At 43.5% G+C, this 17,422-nt stretch carries 20 protein-coding genes; 15 read left to right on the top strand and 5 right to left on the bottom strand.

Annotation, left to right across the window (positions count from 1 at the left end):
• Positions 1-25 precede the first annotated feature (25 nt).
• The 3 genes from HF974_15150 (at position 26) to HF974_15140 (ending at position 2,657) form a co-directional block, all read left to right on the top strand.
• A complete protein-coding gene (locus HF974_15150; GenBank protein MBC2699635.1) occupies positions 26-586 on the top strand; it encodes a MogA/MoaB family molybdenum cofactor biosynthesis protein in 561 nt (186 codons plus the stop codon).
• Between the two features lie 191 nt (positions 587-777).
• A complete protein-coding gene (locus tag HF974_15145; GenBank protein ID MBC2699634.1) occupies positions 778-1,596 on the top strand; it encodes a hypothetical protein in 819 nt (272 codons plus the stop codon).
• Between the two features lie 116 nt (positions 1,597-1,712).
• Positions 1,713-2,657 (top strand): hypothetical protein, encoded by a 945-nt coding sequence (locus HF974_15140; GenBank protein ID MBC2699633.1) that lies wholly within the window; start codon positions 1,713-1,715, stop codon positions 2,655-2,657.
• A 110-nt stretch (positions 2,658-2,767) separates the two neighbouring features.
• Here the strand turns inward: HF974_15140 and HF974_15135 are convergent, their stop codons facing one another.
• Entirely contained in the window at positions 2,768-3,433 is a 666-nt protein-coding gene (locus HF974_15135; protein ID MBC2699632.1) for a PHP domain-containing protein, read from the bottom strand.
• 179 nt (positions 3,434-3,612) lie between these two features.
• On the opposite strand from HF974_15135, the gene HF974_15130 reads away from it, so the two are divergent.
• Genes HF974_15130 through HF974_15115 form a run of 4 tightly spaced genes read left to right on the top strand, consistent with a single transcriptional unit; the run spans position 3,613 to position 6,479 of the window.
• Positions 3,613-4,158: a pyruvate ferredoxin oxidoreductase subunit gamma gene (locus tag HF974_15130; protein ID MBC2699631.1), complete on the top strand. Its 546-nt coding sequence runs from the start codon at positions 3,613-3,615 to the stop codon at positions 4,156-4,158.
• Complete coding sequence (locus HF974_15125; GenBank protein MBC2699630.1) at positions 4,155-4,415, top strand: 4Fe-4S binding protein; 261 nt, start codon at positions 4,155-4,157, stop codon at positions 4,413-4,415. Before HF974_15130 ends, HF974_15125 begins: the two co-directional genes overlap by 4 nt.
• 1 nt (position 4,416) lies before the next feature.
• Positions 4,417-5,610 (top strand): pyruvate ferredoxin oxidoreductase, encoded by a 1,194-nt coding sequence (gene porA, locus HF974_15120; protein ID MBC2699629.1) that lies wholly within the window; start codon positions 4,417-4,419, stop codon positions 5,608-5,610.
• Entirely contained in the window at positions 5,607-6,479 is an 873-nt protein-coding gene (locus HF974_15115) for a pyruvate ferredoxin oxidoreductase (protein MBC2699628.1), read from the top strand. Before porA ends, HF974_15115 begins: the two co-directional genes overlap by 4 nt.
• Before the next feature lie 188 nt (positions 6,480-6,667).
• Here the strand turns inward: HF974_15115 and HF974_15110 are convergent, their stop codons facing one another.
• The 4 genes from HF974_15110 to HF974_15095 form a co-directional block, all read right to left on the bottom strand.
• Positions 6,668-6,841 (bottom strand): hypothetical protein, encoded by a 174-nt coding sequence (locus HF974_15110; protein MBC2699627.1) that lies wholly within the window; start codon positions 6,839-6,841, stop codon positions 6,668-6,670.
• A gap of 269 nt (positions 6,842-7,110) precedes the next feature.
• The gene (locus HF974_15105; protein ID MBC2699626.1) at positions 7,111-8,253 is read right to left on the bottom strand and encodes an AAA family ATPase; all 1,143 of its coding nucleotides are present in this window, start codon (positions 8,251-8,253) and stop codon (positions 7,111-7,113) included.
• 241 nt (positions 8,254-8,494) lie between these two features.
• A complete protein-coding gene (locus HF974_15100; protein ID MBC2699625.1) occupies positions 8,495-8,974 on the bottom strand; it encodes a hypothetical protein in 480 nt (159 codons plus the stop codon).
• Positions 8,975-9,023: 49 nt separating this feature from the next.
• Entirely contained in the window at positions 9,024-9,581 is a 558-nt protein-coding gene (locus HF974_15095) for a hypothetical protein (protein ID MBC2699624.1), read from the bottom strand.
• A gap of 248 nt (positions 9,582-9,829) precedes the next feature.
• Between HF974_15095 and HF974_15090 the strand changes: the two genes are divergently transcribed.
• The 8 genes from HF974_15090 to HF974_15055 all read left to right on the top strand — a co-directional run bounded on the left by HF974_15090 (position 9,830) and on the right by HF974_15055 (position 17,349).
• On the top strand, positions 9,830-11,137 hold the full coding sequence (locus HF974_15090) for a hypothetical protein (protein MBC2699623.1): 1,308 nt from the start codon (positions 9,830-9,832) through the stop codon (positions 11,135-11,137).
• 98 nt (positions 11,138-11,235) lie between these two features.
• The gene (locus HF974_15085) at positions 11,236-14,343 is read left to right on the top strand and encodes a PQQ-binding-like beta-propeller repeat protein (protein ID MBC2699622.1); all 3,108 of its coding nucleotides are present in this window, start codon (positions 11,236-11,238) and stop codon (positions 14,341-14,343) included.
• 46 nt (positions 14,344-14,389) lie between these two features.
• A complete protein-coding gene (locus HF974_15080) occupies positions 14,390-14,626 on the top strand; it encodes a hypothetical protein (GenBank protein ID MBC2699621.1) in 237 nt (78 codons plus the stop codon).
• Positions 14,627-14,708: 82 nt separating this feature from the next.
• Positions 14,709-15,773, top strand: coding sequence for an AAA family ATPase (locus tag HF974_15075; protein ID MBC2699620.1), 1,065 nt, complete (start codon positions 14,709-14,711; stop codon positions 15,771-15,773).
• Positions 15,774-15,791: 18 nt separating this feature from the next.
• Complete coding sequence (locus tag HF974_15070) at positions 15,792-16,388, top strand: zinc-ribbon domain-containing protein (GenBank protein ID MBC2699619.1); 597 nt, start codon at positions 15,792-15,794, stop codon at positions 16,386-16,388.
• A complete protein-coding gene (locus tag HF974_15065; GenBank protein ID MBC2699618.1) occupies positions 16,372-16,704 on the top strand; it encodes a DUF4258 domain-containing protein in 333 nt (110 codons plus the stop codon). Before HF974_15070 ends, HF974_15065 begins: the two co-directional genes overlap by 17 nt.
• 5 nt (positions 16,705-16,709) lie before the next feature.
• Positions 16,710-16,967, top strand: a complete 258-nt coding sequence (locus HF974_15060; protein ID MBC2699617.1) for a YgiT-type zinc finger protein — start codon at positions 16,710-16,712, stop codon at positions 16,965-16,967.
• Positions 16,968-17,100: 133 nt separating this feature from the next.
• On the top strand, positions 17,101-17,349 hold the full coding sequence (locus HF974_15055) for a YgiT-type zinc finger protein (protein MBC2699616.1): 249 nt from the start codon (positions 17,101-17,103) through the stop codon (positions 17,347-17,349).
• Positions 17,350-17,422 lie beyond the last annotated feature (73 nt).

Genomic DNA, 17,422 nt, shown 5'->3' with positions numbered 1-17,422 from the left:
TAATCCATGACACATAAATCTCTTCATGCCCTGGGACGATACGCCTGCAATACACAAGAAGAATGCTCCTGCATCAGTGAAATTCGCAATTATCACAGTGAGCACATCCAGGTATGAGACCTATGGCAGTGTATCCAGGCCCCAGCTTGCTGATGACATATCAGGAACGGTCATGATAGACCTGATATCAGGTTCAGGTTTTGATGTAAAGACATATTCACTGCTGCCTGATGATGAGACCTTGATTGCCTGGCATGTCCGGGAACTGACAGGCACAGATATAGATGCAGACATGGGTGTGGATGTCGATGCTATCGTTATCAGTGGCGGCACCGGACTTGCGCCCGAAGACGTGACCCTGGAAGCGGTGGAACCACTTTTTGACAAGACCATTCCCGGTTTTGGCGAACTGTTCAGGCTGAAAAGCCTGGAAGACGTAGGGACTGCTGCTATGCTCTCCAGGGCATCTGCCGGGATTGTGGGTAGATGCGTGGTATTCTGTTTACCCGGATCACCGGCAGCGGTAGAGCTTGCCTTAAAGGAGTTGATTATTCCCGAGGCACCCCATATTATCAAGCACATTTGATAGATTGACAGGGTATATGAGAGTATAATATAAGCGATTCAGCAGAACTTAAACGAAAACTATATCTAACAATGTAATCTACAAAAATATAATCTGATAAATATAGAGTAAAACATCTGTGTACGTTTGTGGAGTGTATTGAGCTTCCAAATCGGTGATTTACAATTATATGTTTGAAATGGAGGATGTGTATGCAGGGAAATCAAAACTTTGATAATGATGTTGTAGGAAGACGGTATAGACTGAGGGATATGATAGCTCACCAGTCACATATGATAACTTGTGTTCTGCTTTTAATTACAGGACTGTACATGGCTATACAGTTCAATACTTGTAGCTTACATGCATGGGATTTGATGTCATATCAAACTCTCCGTCTGATCCATGTGATTGCAGGTATCCTGTTCCTGGTGATCAACTGGTCATTTATACCGTTCAATCTGATAACCAGCGGTCACCTGTTGAATGACTTATTCGGCCTGAAAGATTTTACCAGGCTTTATCAAGCCATTGTTGGCGTATTTAAACCACCAGAGGAATATCCAAAATACACGATTTACGATAAAACCACTGGTCATTATAAAAATAAACTTCATCCGGGCTATAAACTGATGGTGGTATTTGAAGCAATGGCCATTCTCTTTATCGGACTGACAGGAATCATAATGATAGACCTGAAATTCGGATTTGTGAATTTTGATATACCTGTATGGAATAATTTCATGGCCTGGTTCGTTAATGACATAACCGGTAGTGCAGCTGCAATTATCGGCATGAGCGGGGTGCAGTTGATCAGGTCATTACACTTGTGGGCAACATACTGGTTCGTGCTTGAACTCATCATTCATCTGGGATTCCTGGGAACTGATCCGAGGATGTCACAAAATGTTAAGGCCCTGTTCTTAACCGGTAAGGAAACTATGAACGAATATGTAGAAATTGTTGAGGGTGCACACGAAGAACATGAGAAAAAACCACGGGAGAAAAGACCACTGATTGTATTCAGGTGAACACTTGACAATAATGAGTACCTACTTTATGCTATGATTAAAACGAAAAGTTAATAATAGCATAAGGGAGATGGAAATCAATTATTAAATACAAAATAATAAAAGGAGGAGAAAATTTGAAGCAAATCAAAGCTTTGCTATTATTAATAGTAATATTCTCAATGGTCACTGCGGTTCAAGCAGAAGGGCCAGAATATGATACAGTAAGCAAAATGGCAGAAGACACGAACTGTAAGGCGGTCTGCCATAATCTAGATACGCATGTGATACATGAAATGACATCAGCCACATGCCAAGGATGTCACGGTGCAACATTAACCGATCGAGATCCTTCATGTTACAAATGCCATACAGGTTCGATACATAATGTTCACATTAAAAAGGTACAAACTGAGGATTGTTCGTACTGCCATGTAGGGCTTGATAGTTTACATTTGGAAATGATGTCAGATACTCTGTGTGCACACTGCCACGGTGACCTGCTGGACGTTCACGGTGGACCAACAGAATCCTGTAGTGCGTGCCATGGTTCAGCAGCGAATATTGTTTCACCAGTTACAGGTGCGGGCGATATAATTGTCTGCCAGGGCTGCCACGTCTCTTCTGATGTTGCAGTGCTTCATGGCGAGGCTTCTGATCCGAATTCATGTTACAAATGTCATAGGCCTGGTTCTGTCAATGTGAGTGCAAGTGAGATTCCTCACTTTATCCATATTCCTGATGTGGCATGTGAAAAATGTCATATAGACCAGGCTACGGAAAAGATCATGATCCCGGAATGTATACTATGCCACAATGTTGAAACACTTCACGGATACAACCAGATAGCTCTTAAAACCTCCAGTACTGGTTTAAAGTGTTCTGTATGCCACCCGATGGTAGCAGATGAACCAGATGCACCAGATGCAACAGCAACGACTCCGGTCGATACTGACACATCAGGGCCTGCGGACACTACAACCGAAGGTGACGAGGGAACATCAGGGACTCCAGGGTTTGGAGTCTTGGCTGCATTGACATCACTGGCTATGTTATTTGTGATAAGGAAAATCAAGAATTAAATTTTAACTGCCATCCGGAAGATAGTTATTCTATCTTCCCTTCTTTTTTTTTAAATTGTTTTTAGATCAATGAATGATTTCTTTTATCCGTCATTACTATTCAGCATCTTTCATTCATATATAAGGTTCAGCATCCTTCTTTTAACTCCCAGGCATGCTTGGTAGAACTGAACTCCAAGTGGAGTCCTGGTACCATGTACCACAGTTTTTTTGTCCATTATTGCTTTAAATACGGCCTCAACCGACGGATTAGCGTCAATTTCAGTGTAAGCCCTGCCCACCATCTCTACAAAATGAGCATCACTGTTGCCCAGCATAGGCAGACCCAGGGCTTCTGCCATTTTCACTGCCCTTTTATTGAATTTACCAAGGATGAACCTGGAGTTCAGGACCTCGATTGCATCCACGTCCAGGTCAGATACATCGCCTAAACTTTTTGGGTAGCCCTTGTAGGGATGGGGTGCCACGATAAGACAATCACGCTCCCTGGCCATTTTAATAATGTCGTTTGGGTCAGAATTTATTGGGAACGCTTTATCTGCACCCAATACCAACAGATGACCACGGTTAGTTGTTACTTCAATCCCGGGAATTACCACCAGGTCAAGCCCCATCTCATCTACCAGACGCCTGGCTTCAAGCGATCCTTCCACTGTGTCATGATCACAAATAGCAATTCCGTTAAGTCCTGCCCTAATAGCCTGTTTTAGGATTGCTGCTACCGGTGAGGCGCAATCCTTGGAATAACATGAATGGATGTGTAGGTCAAGTCGCATTGGACTAAGTTACGTTAGAAGTGTTAAAAAAGATTTCGAACATTACCTTTTTGTTCATTAAGCCCCCTAAGTCCCTTAATCTATCATAAGTAATAAATAATAACTAAACAATTACGAATCACTTATCATCATCTGTTAAGAAAACAACACATTTTATAATAATTTGGAGGAAGCTTTACTTGAAGGAAATACGTATCCATGGCCGTGGAGGACAGGGTTCAGTTACTGCCGCCGAACTGCTGGCAGTTGCAGCATTTGAAGATGGAAAATATTCCCAGGCATTCCCTGCCTTCGGAGTGGAGCGGAGGGGCGCTCCGATAATGGCTTTTACAAGAATCAGCGAACAACCCATCAGGCTTCGCAGCCAGATATACGAACCTGATTATGTGATCGTACAGGATGCCACACTCATCGAGACAGTGGACGTGGCATCGGGTGCTAAGCCTGACGGTAAGATATTGATAAACACTGAGTTTTCACCTGATACCTTTGACCTTGACACAGAAGCAGAGGTCATAACAATAGATGCAACCAGGATTGCCCTTGACATTATTGGCCGTCCCATTGTTAATACCATTCTGCTGGGTGCTTTTGCTGGCGCCACAGGCGAAATCAAAGTTAAAAGCATCCAGAATGCTGTAGCTGAACGCTTCCCCGGTAAAGTGGGCGAAAAGAATTCCCAGGCCGTGCTTGAAGCTTATCTCCGCATGGAGGCGAGACAATGAAGGTCACGATCGGTGGAGCTGTAAAGCCCGGTACTACCAGGGTCAATAAGACCGGTGGCTGGAGGAATTTCAGGCCCCTGTACAATAAGGATAAGTGTGTCAAATGCGGGCTGTGTTCATTGTTATGCCCGGACAGCAGTATCCAAGAGCAGGAAGACAAGTACGTTATCTTTGATTATGATTACTGTAAAGGCTGCGGCATCTGTGCCAATGAATGTCCCAAGGATGCCATAGAAATGGTGCTGGAGGAGAAATAATATGTCTGGTAAAATGACAGTGGTAGAAGGTTCTTATGCAATAGCCCATTCTGTAAAGGTTTGCAGGCCCAATGTAATATCGGCATATCCCATCACACCACAGACCCATATCGTAGAAGACCTGTCTCAGTTCATGGCCGATGGTAAAATACCCAATTGTGAATATATAAATGTAGAGAGCGAGTTCTCTGCGCTTTCCGCACTGGTAGGTGCCAGTGCTACGGGCGCCAGGACATATTCGTCCACATCTTCCCAGGGACTGGAACTGATGCACGAAGTGCTGTTCAATGCTTCAGGTATGCGACTGCCGATTGTTATGACAGTAGTAAACCGGGCCGTGAGTGCACCCATCAGTATATGGAATGATCACCAGGACAGCATATCCCAGCGTGATACGGGCTGGATACAGTTATATGCGGAAAATATCCAGGAAATGAGCGATATGACAGCCCAGTCCTTCAAAATAGCAGAGGACAAAGATGTCATGCTGCCAGCCATGGTCTGCATGGACGGTTTCATCCTTTCACATGTATTTGAACCTGTGATATTACTTGAGCAGGACCTGACTGATGAGTTCCTGCCTACCTATGACCCGGAGCATGTGCTTGACACCCGTAACCCATTGTCATTTGGCACTTTTGCTGATCCGTCCGCCTATACGGAATTCAGGTACCTGCAACAAAAAGGAATGGATGTAGCCCTTGGTAAGATAGAGAAGGCTGCCGAGGATTTCAAGACGATATTCGGCCGTTACTACGGCGGACTCATTGAACCATATATGGCAGAGGATGCCGAGATCCTGTTAATGGCAATGGGCTCGGTGGTGGGCACTATTAAGGATGTAATTGATAAAGCCCGCAGCCAGGGTATCAAGGTGGGCCTGATCAAGGTCAGGACATTTAGGCCTTTCCCGGTGGAAGTCATACCTAGTGCGATCTCAGATGCTGCCATAGTCGTGACCCTGGATAAGAACATTTCAGTTGGCCTGAACGAAGGTGCCTTGTTTACCGAGGTTAAATCCTGCTTATATAATACAGATATCAATGTACCTGTGATGGGTTTCATGCTGGGACACGGCGGGCGGGATATTCCGATGAGCACCATTCAAATGATCATTGATAAGGCCGCACAGGCTATAAAATCCGGTATTAAGGTTGAAAGTGAATATGCTGATCTGCGAGGTGAACTCTTATGAGCAGACTGGCACCTGGACATAGGGGATGCGCGGGCTGTTGCGATGCAATGGCAGCAAATTTCGTACTGGAAGCGGTAGGATACGATGCCATAGTTGTAAATCCCACCGGCTGTCTGGAAGTGATGACCACACCGTACCCTGAATCAGCCTGGGAAGTGCCCTGGATACATTCATTGTTCGAGAACACCGCATCTGTAGCTTCGGGTATTGAGGCGGCCTTGCGGGCACTTGGACGTAAAGGTGATACAAAAGTCATAGCCATGGGTGGCGACGGCGCTACAGTGGATATAGGAATACTTGGAATATCAGGGGCTTTCGAGCGCGGTGACGATATCACCTATGTGTGTATCGATAACGAGGCATACATGAACACAGGTGTACAGCGCAGTGGAGCCACTCCATTTAATGCTTCAACTTCAACCAGCCCGCCTGGCAGCCAGAGTTTTGGCAACTCCAGGCCCAAGAAGAACATGCCTGCCATTATACTTGCCCACGGTTCGCCTTATGTGGCCACCACGTCTATCTCCTATCCAAAGGATATGATGCGCAAGGTCAAAAAGGCAGTGGACATTGAGGGGGCTACTTATATCCATGCCCATGCTCCTTGTGCAACGGGCTGGAGGTTTGATACCTCTAAGACTGTGGAGATCGGTAAACTGGCAGTCGAGACTGCACTGTGGCCTTTGTACGAGGTAGAAGATGGTGAGATAACTTCAGTCAGGAAGGTAAAAAAGCCAAAGCCTGTGGAAGAATACCTCAAAGCACAGGGTAGGTTCAAGCACTTGTTCACAATGGAAGGCGGAAAAGAGGAGATATCCAAGATACAGGATATTGCCAACTGGAACATTGAACATTACGGCCTGTTGTAACAATCCGTACTCACAGAATGAATGTGAAAATAATATATTGGAAAAGAGGGCAAAAGCCAAGTTTATGAACGGGATATGAGGGGATAAATCATACTCGACTTTTGCCAATATGTATATTAAACATTATAGTTTATTAAGTTTTCTTTCGTTAACCTGTTTAAGCCTATGGCGTCAATATAATTTCTGTATCAATAAAATGAGGCATCCACGTAAGCAAATATTAGATACAAAATATAAATGGCAATATTGGTATCAATACATACTATTAATGTGCTCCGCTGTTTCATCTGTTCAAGAAATTCCCGGTCTGCATCAGCCTTTTGCTCTTTAACCTTACCTGATTCCTTCTTAATCGGTGACATTTACAGTGAGTGCTTTTCATGGTAAAACTAAACTTTAGCTGCACTTCACCTGACGCCCGCCCTGTGCAACTGACCAGCAGCCAGCCTTGTGGATTCGAGTAGTATGGGTAGCATGGGTTCGGAGGGCAGGAAATGGAGGAATATTACGCCGGCTGAATGAATGAATATACCTGCTGTCCATGAGCCGGGGAGTGGATGGGAATAGGGAGTATTGCAAAAAAGGAGAAGTAATGTCCACACGGGAATATTATGTCATCAACTTTCAGGTTTTATTTTTCAAGTTCGATAATCTCTTTGAAAATATTTTCCTCACCGCTTTTCCTTACCTGCTCCACTGCCAGCCTCTGCCATGGTATGATGGAAGACCTTCTACTTGAGAGTACAGTACTAAAATCATTTAGAGCTATCTTCCTAGCTTCTTTCCCTTCCAATGCTTCCTGTAATGGTATCTCTGCCGCATCGTCACAAATGGCCTTTATATCTGCTCCTGAATACATATCTGTCTTATTTGACAGAGTTCCAGCGTCTACATTGTTTTCGAGTGGAAGTTTTTGAAGATAAATATTGAATATCGCTTTTCTTGCTTCAAGGTCGGGTGGTGGTATGAATATCAGTTTTTTAAACCTGCCGGGACGGCGTAGTGCAGGATCGATAGCCCACGGTTCGTTGGTTGCTGCAAGCACAAGGATGTTATCATTTTTGTCCATGCCGTCCATCTGCTGGAGCAGTTCATTGACTATGCGCTTGGCATAATCCTCTAACTCCCCGCGTCTTCCAGCCACTGCATCGAACTCATCGAAAAATATGATCGCACGGTTGCATTCCCTGGCAATCGAGAATACCTGTTTAATGCTTTTTTCGGATTCACCGACCCATTTGCTCATTATGGTACTGGTCTCAACATTGATGAAATCAGCATCACACTCGGATGCTGCTGCTTTTGCGATCATGGTCTTGCCACACCCGGGCGGTCCGTAGAGAAGTACGCCCCCACCTGGTTTTTGATTATAGTAATCGTAGAGTTTTTTATGCGTGAAGGGATAGATGATGGCTTTTTTCATATCTTCTTTTACGCTATCAAGGCCGCCTATGTCACTAAATCCGATGTCGGGTTTTTCACTTACTATCAGTTCATCTTTTGAGAGAATGGGTTCGTCCAGTGACCCGGAACTGCCTCCAATTGAAGCTGGTTGTTTGCCCAGCGAGCGGCCGTGTTCATAGAAATGTTTTGCCAGACCGTGTTGGGTGTTCTTATCCAGCTTCTCAGGGTTAAGGGAGGAGGCCTGGTTGAACTTGTCTGCTGCCTTGAGGTATAGTGAACGTGCTTTTTCGATATTTCCAGCCTGCTCTGCTGTTTTTGCTGCTTTTGCAAGGCCACGGGCTTCGGCAGAGAGGGATGATGATGTGGGCATTTTTTATTCCTTATTTGTATTTCTTTAAATTGCTTTTCTAAACGATACTGTCGTGAGTATTATAGTCTCCCACCAAACTTATGGGAAATCGAACCGCAGATAAACGCAAATGAACGCAGATTTGCTGCATCCTATCTGTGTTTATCGCGTTTATATGAGGTTAATATTTTATTGATTGTTATTCAGTAGACTATAATGTAAATATTTTCATTAGATTCTCTGATACCGAAATTGATTCGCTTTAAATCTCAATAATATCACCAAAATATTTCCTTAATCCCTCACCATGCACAGGCAGCAGATGATAGTCACGGTATATTTTATAGAAATCATCAAATGTGAAAGCAATACGAACATTCCACCGCTCCTCGATCCTCTCTAAAAAAGACCGCTTTATCAGCTGCCTGAACTTATGGACTGGAAAAATATTATCTTCAATTACATTTCCCTCAATGTTAGAAGGATACTGCCGGGACAGTACCTTGAAAAAAGCATCATTGTGCTCCAACTTATTTGCCACATCGATAAGCGCAAGTAAACTGTAACCTGATCCAGCTTCAAAAGCAATATTGATCAATTCATTAAAATCAATTCGATCTGCATTGTTGATCAATATGGTTGGAATATCAATAATAAAGTCCTTGTCACATGAACTTAACATCCAGATGATCTGTTCAGGTGTTACAGATATTTCATTATCTAAGTCAATATCGCTTGCCATAGACCACTTTCCTTTCCAGGGAGCAAATAATGCATTCGCCCAGAAATATTTACTGCTTCAACTCTTCCTTGATCTGCTTGTCCAGTTCCTGCTTATCGACTGAATCGCCTTCGATCTCAGCCATCAGTTCGGCTCTTAAACTGTCCTGCACATCAGTCAGTTCCTGGCCCCCGCTCATAGCTGCATCCATGGCTGATGTCATGGTGTTAGTAGCAACGTTGACCTTCTCCATGCTTGTCCTGATATTTGTGATAGCACCTTCAAGTTGTCCGGTATTGATACCCAGCTGCTTCTGGTATTTGCCCAGGTCGTTCCCGATCTCCACTACTTCTTTCAGACCCTGCTGCATTTCTATGACATCGGTCATGCTCTGTGCCATCTCCACCATATTGCTTATGGTGCCGACCTGCCCGTCAAGCATGCTGTACCTGCGTGAAGATACCCTGTACTCTCTGTCGTTACCGGACGCCAGGGCCTGTTTTGACTCTTCCCTGGATCTGTCTTTCTTTTTCTTTAGTTCGTTTTCCCTGGCTGTGAGCCGCTGCTCGTGGATAGACAATTTTGTTTTCAGTTCATCCGGTGATATTTTTTTACTTAACAATCCCATTTAAAGTTCCTCCTCCATCTTTTTTTGTTTAGCATACCTGATACATATCTTGACAGCCTCAGAGGTGTTTATTGCAATTCCGCGTTCGACAAGAGCATCGAGGTAATTTTTCAGGTCCCCGGACACCCTTGCACTGATTGCATGTGATCTTATGGTGATGTGACTACCTCCTTGTCTTCAATTGTATACAATAGAAAACATTATATATAATATTTTCTCATTAATAATATCAAGGAGGTTTACAGAGAATGGCCCGGAAATGGTTGCGAGATGTAAGTGATATTGCCAGGAATATACCGAAAAACCAGGTGGGTGGTATCCTTAAAAAGGACCTGATCATCCAGCCTAATGAAAAAGCTGTGATAGTCAAGAACGGCGAGGTAACAGATGTACTGGACAGCGGGAAGATCCGTGTCGGCGGATTGCTGAAACCCGGGAATTTTTTAAAGGACGTGGATGTAGTCATAATGGACACTTCGCCCAAAGACCTTAACTGGAACATGGGTGAACTCTGGACAGCAGATAAACAGAAACTTGGTTGCAGCGGGTTAATTCGTTTCAAGATAGGGGATATAAAACGGTTCTTTTCAATGGTATATGCTTATTCAACTACTGATAAGAAAGGTGAACGTGCCCTTGGAGTCCGGGATATATACGCACGCCTGCAGAGCGAGGTATTGACACGGGTACTTGAACCTGAGATCAGCCGTATGCCTATGGAAGATATATACGGCAACCGGGACTTGCAGATCACAATCGAGAATGAACTGGAATCCCAGCTTGAACAGACACTGGATATGTGGGGCCTGGAACTGTTGAAACATACGGCAGAGTGGGACCTTGGCGAATACAAGACTATACTTGAAGCTCACCAGGAGTTCCAGACAGGGGAAGAACTGGCTGAACTTGATACTATCTCGAAGGAGGGGGGACTGGAAAGGGAAGGCAGGGTGGATGTGGCTGGAGTACGGGCCAGACATGCTCCCATATCAGTTGAAAAGGATTTCAGGCGGGAGCAGGAGCTTAAAGATGTTCGGGCACAGATTGAAAGAGAGCAGCGAGAGGACGAGGCAGATATCAAGGCGGCCCGTGAGGCATTGAAGCTAAAGGAGGAGATGCACCTTTCAAAGGCCAGGGGTATGCGTGCCGAGCTTGAGGTTGAGCAGGATATGAAGGATAGAGAGCACGGCCGGGATATGGAGTATATGAAGACTGTTACTGAGGCGGACGGTGCCGATGTTGCGAAGACTATTAGTGAAGGGCGTGAGTTGAGTAATCTTTCGGCGGAGCAGATCGAGGCGCTGGCTAAGGTTAGGGAAAGCGAGGCAAAAGCGAAAGATGAAAAGGTTGAGTTTATGAAGGGGGTTGAGGACAGGGAGCGCAAGGATGCTTACCGAAGGCAGGAACTGGATGCTAAATTGATGGATGCGGCCAAGCCGGTATCGGCAGGGGTAGGTGCAAGTTCTGGTGCGAAGTTGAGGAAGTGTCCACACTGCGGGGCTATGGTGCCGGTGCAGGCGAAGTTCTGTGGGGAGTGTGGGGGGAAGATGGATTGAAAAAAAAAGGGTATTGATATTTGGAAATAAATCTATATATTGGTAGTAAACACGTGTTTTTAAGTAAAATATACGACATCTAACGGTTAAATATTGGTATGGGTGTCCGCAAGTGTATAAACTGTGGGAAGAACATAATAAGACTTGAAATTAAACCAACTTCATGGGGTATTATGAATATGTCATTAAGTAAAAAATCACTATTTTTTTTAATTCTTATTATTTGTCAAGTCCAAGGTGTAGTAGCTACAGAGCCAATAGATTACTTCGATTGGAATTATGAACTTGATCAGATTGCTTGGGATGTCGCCATGTCTGCTGACGGTTCCTATATTGCGGTTGGTAGTGGTGATAGCTATGGTGAACAGATGGGTAATGTTATCCTCCTCAATAATAATGGTGAAAAATTATGGAACTATAAAATGGAATATGCTGTTTGGGATGTCGCTATATCCGACGATGGTTCTTATGTGGCAGCGGGAGTTGGTTGGGATAATAACAATGTTTATCTGTTTAATCTTGATGGTGAGAAACTATGGAACTATAATATATCTGATAAAGTTAATGGCATCGCAATGTCCTCAGATGGAGCCTATGTGGCAGTCGGTAGTGGTGACTGGCGAAACCATCCAAATGGGACCATCTACCTTTTCAATCTCAATGGTGAAATACTTTGGACTTATGATACAGTTCATGAAGTAGACGACATCGCTATATCTGCAGATGGTTCTTCTATCGCCGCTGTAATGGATTCTGATATATATCTCTTTAATGGCGATGGTAAAAAACTCTGGAACTATGATTTATATGCTATAAATGATGACAGAAGTGTCCAAAAAATTTCCATATCTGCTGATGGTTCCTATGTGGCAGCAGGAGGTACGAATGGAAATATCTACCTATTAGACCATAATGGCGCTGAACTCTGGAATTATAATGCGAAGAAAGATTTCTGGGGAAATATAAAGCATGAGGATATCTGGGGAGTTTCTATCTCAACAGATGGCTCCTTTGTGGCAGCAGGAGGCAATGGCGGCTTAGTCCACTTCTTTAACCGAAATGGCAAAAAACTATGGACTTATAACACACCTTTTTTTGTCCATAGTGTTTCAACCTCTCCTGACGGATCTTTTCTTGCAGTTGGGGGCAATGGTGTCCATCTGTTAAACGTTAATTCCATACCAGCCACAAGTGATATAAATGATACAAACTGGTTATTTATTGGGGTAGGCGCTATGATTGTATTAGGTGGCATTGTCGCTGTTGGAAAAAGAAGGAGAATGGCGCCGGAAGTGATACAAACTTCATCCCAAAAGTCACATAAGCCAGCAAAACGTTCAGCATTAGAACCTAATTTTATACCTACTAAAAACTATTCACCGCTAGAAAAAGCAAAGTCAGCCATTCAAGATGTAGAAATTGATTTACAGGATGCGATGAACAGAGGCGTGAATATTCAACAGAGTATTCAACAATTGTTGCAGGACGCACGAAAAGAAGTTGATGCAGGACATTTTGCAACTGCTAAAGAGTATGCACACAAATGCAGTGAAAATATAAATATTGCAGTGAAGGATTATGAACAACAAAAAGCAGAACAGGCACGCAAGCAGAGAGAGTTAGAGCAGTTGCGAACTGATACAGCAGAAAAAATAAAAATTGCGAAAAATTCACTGGAAAAAGCCAAAAAGCTTGGCGTCACAGTGCAGAGTGGTGAAGAACTAAACACCAAAGCACAGTCTGCTTTTGATGCAAATGATTACAACAGTGCGATAAGTTACGCTAATAAGAGTAGGGGCACAACTGAACAATTAATTGACGAAAGCAAGCCTTCAATTAGCATAGAACTGCCACCAAAGATGGAGTACAAAGCCTGGAAACATCGGGATTTAATAGTAACAAACAAGGGAACTGCTCATGCCGTAGCCATAACGATTACTTTCTTAACAGCTCTTGAGGTGCGAGACTTTAAAATTATCAAAAGACTTGAGGCTGGTAAGCAAAAAACTATAAATGTTAACATAAAACCAACTGAAAAAGGAGAAGTTCCAGTCGACTACGTTGTAGAATTTAAAGATATTTTGGATAGAGTCTACAAGACTGAGGATACAGCAATAATCCAGATAAGTACAGACATAGAGACGGCAGGGGAAAGTGTTACGAGTCCAAGTGAAAAGGTTATGACTGATTCCAATAAGTTTGTGGTTCTCCGAAAAGATGATTTCTTCAATGGGTTTATCCGTCTTAAAATATCAGTACAAAACAAAATGCAGCTTACAGCCACAGATGTCTCCCTTGATATCGAGCATGATGAGAACGTCTTGAGATTCGATCATCACGAACCAAATACTTATGCTATGAAAAAGGAAAAGATTCAGCTTGGAAATATAGCATCAAATGGCGATAAAACAATCGTATTGTATTTTGAGGGCTTAATCTGCTCGAAGGGTGGGGTAATTAATTGCAGGATTGACTACAAAGATGCTTATGGTAAACCTGATTTGGTTAGAATGGAACCTGTAAAAATTCCAATCGTATGCCCATTGTTCAAAACCGAGCAGGACATAAATATTGGCAGGCTGAAGGAACTTGTTGCCTCGCTTCCTGCCCAGAGCAGTAAGGAATTTTTACTGCCCAGTGGAGTTAGTATAAATAAGGCACTGACACTGTGCCGCGAGGTCATCCAAATGCATGATGTGCGCCATGTGAGGACTTTTAAGACTACTGATGACAAGACCTATGAGACATGGTACTACGGAAAGACAAAGGTTAAGATGATCGATCTTGTAATCAAGGCAAGTGTAAGCAAAGAGACTGAAAGAATTGAAATCTTTGTGGCAGCTCCGGATCAGGAAGATATAATAGGTTTGTTTGCTGAGCTTGGACGAAATTTTTCAAAAAGAGGAGAAGCTCTTGGAAAACTCGCACCTGTATTCAATGTCTCCATCAAAGATTCCCAAATAATGCGGAGCAACCTTTTAGGCGCCTGCGATATTAATGGAATATGCGATGGAAATGTGGTAATAGAGGATAGCTGGGTGCGTAGGAGTAGTATTGCAAATAATGCCAACAATGTAAGCATCCACATTAAGGATTCTAATGTCGAGCGGTCAACTATTGGCGCAGGTACGAAGAAGTGCCCAAACTGCGGCATAGAGGTTGAGGATGAACAGAAGTTCTGTCTTGAGTGCGGGGCAAAATTGTGAAAAGAGGAGATTATACTGAGTATGAAAGGAGGACAAGATCATATTTATGAAGGATAGGGAGCGCAAGGATGCCTACCGCAGGCAGGAGCTGGATGCTAAGTTGATGGATGCGGCTAAGCCGGTTTCGGCAGGGGTAGGGGCAGGTGCAAAGGTGAGTAAGTGTCCACACTGCGGGGCTATGGTGTCGGTGCAGGGGAATGCCGGGCTTGTCGCAAAGTGGCATTTCGATAAGGGTCAGGGAATGATTTGGTGGATAGTTCAGGGAATGGGGATAATGGGGTGATCCATGGGATGAGCACGCCCGGATTCGTGGTGGTTGGCGCGATCATCGGGTTGCTGGCGGCATACATGAGGAGGGAAAGAATATGAGACGAATTGAATTTTACGATAGGGAAAAGGAGACGAAAGAGATCATGGATATTCTGAATGCAGAGCCATCCCTGATAACGTTTGTCTACGGTCCGATCAACAGCGGAAAGACCACAATGATTAGCCATCTGGTTAAAGAACTGCCAGATGATTATGCCCCTTTCTACGTCAATCTGCGTGGGAGGTTCATTACTGACTATGAAGACTTCTTAAACATCCTATTCGAGATCGACGAGAGGGGCGGGGTTGATAACGTTTCCGAGTATGCGAAATCGATAATAAAGGATCTGGGAGCAGTCAGTGGAATTCCGATACCAATAAATCTGTTTGAGCGGATATTTGAAAAGAAAGATAAAAGCAAAGATATGTTCAAATACATCGAGCAGTTCTTTACAGAGATATCAAAAAACCGCATTCCGGTGTTGATCATCGATGAGCTGCAGGTGATTGGAGACATAAAGATCAATGAATTATTGATGTATAAATTATTTAATTTTTTTATCAGACTGACAAAGGAATTACATCTGTGCCACATTTTTGCTGTTTCATCGGATTCACTCTTCATCGAGCAGGTTTATAGTGAGGCGATGCTCTCCGGGCGGTGCAGATATCTGCTGGTGGACGATTTTGATAAAGATACGACAATGGGTTTTTTGGAGAACTATGAATTTAGCGAGAAAGAGAAGGAACTTGCATGGAATTATTGCGGGGGTAAGCCAGTTTACCTTGTAGAACTAACAAGGGTAGAAGATGTGGAGAAAATGGTTGCGAAGATGCTAAAGGTCAGAATGAGCCAGATAAGCGAATTATTAAATTCTCTTCTGGCTTACGGAGAGGAGATCGAGTTTCGAGGAGAACTTCACGAAGTTGTCTATGATAACTTAGTAGAGGAGTTATCAAAGTTAAAAGAGAACGTGAACCATGCGTATGGGCATATTACGCCAGAGATAAGCTATCTTGTAAGAAATAACATTATTTTCGTAGACCCATCAGAGAATATGATGAGGGCCCAGTCGAGACTGGATTTGCTTGCGGTGCGAGAGGTGATTGCGGATACGTAGAATTGGGGTCGCAGTCCGGTGTTTATTGACATCAAAAAGAAAATGATAAGCATTGTCTGCCCGGTCCTGAAAAGAAAAGATATCGACGAGGACAGCTGGAGAAATGCAACCGAAGAACTGATAAAAGCCGAAGAGAACACCAAAGACCTTGACATCCCGGCAGAGAACCTGTTCAATATAGCCACCCGTATACTGAAAGATATGAGCATGTACATGATACCGCCGGAGATCACATCCACACCCCAGTTATTCACAGGCGTGGGCATGTTCTATGCCGAAGGTGCTGCCGGACTGCGTTATGCCGCCTATATTGAAGTAGTAGGCGGGCGCAGATCCAGGATGATACTCAAGGCATGGGCTGAGAAGGAGGAAGCTCTGACTGGCTTTTATCACAGGATTCTGGATGAGATCGAGAAAAGGCTTGACATCAAGATATTCATTGAAGAGGGGATAATCCAGTATCATGTACACAAGACTGAAATAAAAGATAACATCATCCAGCGCTCAAACATCGACCTCGGTGCAAGGGCACAATGTCCCGAATGCGGCAGGGAAGTGGAAGCTAACGAGAAATTCTGCCTTGGGTGCGGGGCGAAACTTGGAGGAAATAGCTGATGGAAATGCAAAAATACAGGAAGCTATACGAAAAGGAAATGTAAACATCTCAGACCATGCAGATGATGAGCTTGCAAATGATGCTATCGAAGATAATGACCTGTATTTTTCAGTACTGCATGGTGAAGTGATAGAAGACTATGCTGACGATAAACCATTTCCAAGCTGTCTTATATGTGGTAATGATAAAAATAACAGGCATATCCACAGTGTTTGGGCACATTCAGAAAAGCATGAAATCGCAGTGCTTATAGCTGCATATATACCTGACCCTGAAAGGTGGATTAATTATAAAATGAGAAAACCAAAGAGGTGAAATAAATGAAAAAGATAATCCCGGTCTGTCCCCACTGCGGAGGCGAGGTGGTCGAGAAAACAGTAGAAAAGGTCGTTATAGGAGGCTGTAATTCAGCAGTACTCACGATCGAAGCTGGTGTATGCACGAAATGCGGAGAACGTTACTATGCAAAAAAAACTAATGAGAATATGCAGAAAATCCGAAAAGAGCTTGAGCAGGGATTTACTGAAGCATATCGCTTGATCGGGCATACCTACGCATACGAGGAGGTTGTTGCCTGAAATATATGGTGAACCGATCTGGAATCACGGTGGTGAATGGATTGTTTCAGAGAAAGTCGAAGAAAAGGGTGCTATTATCCAGTACAAAGTTAAAATAATAAACCAGACCCCATGGGCTGAAAAGTAGGTAGATATGGCAAGATTAAAAAAATGTCCTGATTGCGGTGGAAAAATGGAACGAAGTAAAACCAAATTCATCACCGAATCTGAACAAGGATTAATTGCGATTGAAAATGTTGATGCAGATATTTGCACGATCTGCGGCATGGAATACTTAACAGCAGAGTCGGATGAGTACATAGAAAAAACAGTGGAAGAAATATCTGTAAAAAAAATAAAATCTCATCAAGAATCGGTATTTCGAATTGCTGCGAAAGCATAGTTCGTTAAGTAGCGGTAGTAGTAGATGCAAACCTTATGGATCATGGCAAAGAAGATCAACCACGGAGAACACA

This window comes from ANME-2 cluster archaeon (assembly GCA_014237145.1).
In the GTDB taxonomy this organism is placed as follows: Archaea; Halobacteriota; Methanosarcinia; order Methanosarcinales; family Methanocomedenaceae; genus Methanocomedens_A.
This window is presented reverse-complemented; position numbering and strand designations above follow the sequence as displayed.